Consider the following 1307-nt stretch of genomic DNA (forward strand, 5'->3'; position numbering starts at 1 on the left):
GCCCGCGCCCTGGAACACGACCGCGTCTTCGACCCCGGCCAGCACGTGGACGTGGTGGAGATCGACGGCGCGACCGCGGTCGTGATGTAGGCCCCGACGTCCCCCGGCTCCGGACCTCCGACATCGACCCCAGACGACCTCCGACCACCGCCGACGCCCCGCGACCGACGACCCGAAGCTCCGAAGATCCGCCGCAGCGAACAGCCGAACCGCAATACCCGCAGCACCGAAGGACCGCAGAGCAGCAGCACAGAGCAGTACCGCAGCAGTCAACGGGCCACCGCACACCGGGAATTCGCCGAACCCCGCACGCGGCACGCCTACTGTCTGCGACAATTGATCATGTCGTAGTACATGCTCCATCCGCATTCAACCGGCGCCGGAGTGACCATGCAGCCCATCATCATCGTCCTCATCATCCTGGTGGTGCTCGTCTTCATCGCGCTGATCAGGACGGTCCAGGTCATCCCACAGGCCAGCGCCGCCATCGTCGAGCGCTTCGGCCGCTACACACGCACCCTCAGCGCCGGGCTGAACATCGTCGTCCCGTTCATCGACACCATCCGCAACCGCATCGACCTGCGCGAACAGGTCGTGCCGTTCCCCCCGCAACCGGTGATCACCCAGGACAACCTGGTGGTGAACATCGACACGGTCATCTACTACCAGGTCACCGACGCCAGGGCCGCCACCTACGAAGTCGCCAGCTACATCCAGGCGATCGAGCAGCTCACCGTCACCACGCTGCGCAACATCATCGGCGGCATGGACCTGGAGCGGACCCTCACCTCGCGCGAGGAGATCAACGCGGCGCTGCGCGGCGTCCTCGACGAGGCCACCGGCAAGTGGGGCATCCGAGTCAACCGCGTCGAGCTCAAGGCGATCGAACCGCCCACCTCCATCCAGGACTCGATGGAGAAGCAGATGCGCGCCGACCGTGACAAGCGCGCCGCGATCCTCACCGCGGAGGGCATCCGGCAGTCCCAGATCCTCACCGCGGAGGGCGAGAAGCAGTCCTCGATCCTGCGCGCCGAGGGTGACGCGAAGTCCGCCGCGCTGCGCGCCGAGGGCGAGGCCCAGGCGATCCGCACCGTCTTCGAGTCCATCCACGCCGGCGACCCGGACCAGAAGCTCCTCGCCTACCAGTACTTGCAGATGCTCCCGAAGATCGCCGAGGGCGACGCCAACAAGCTCTGGATCATCCCCAGCGAGCTCAACGACGCCCTCAAGGGCCTCGGCGGCATGGTCAACATCCCCGGCCTGGGCGGCAACGGAGGCAACGGCGGCGGCGCCCCGGGCAACGGCGC

At 67.5% G+C, this 1307-nt stretch carries 1 protein-coding gene and 1 pseudogene; both read left to right on the forward strand.

Annotation, left to right across the window (positions count from 1 at the left end; all coding sequences use genetic code 11):
• A pseudogene (locus tag AC13HU_RS37320) lies at positions 1-90 on the forward strand (NfeD family protein); the annotation flags it as partial.
• A gap of 300 nt (positions 91-390) precedes the next feature.
• Positions 391-1307: SPFH domain-containing protein (locus AC13HU_RS37325; protein ID WP_483046443.1), on the forward strand; the 917-nt coding region annotated here is incomplete at its 3' end.

The sequence above is a fragment of the Streptomyces sp. NH27 genome (assembly GCF_056859195.1).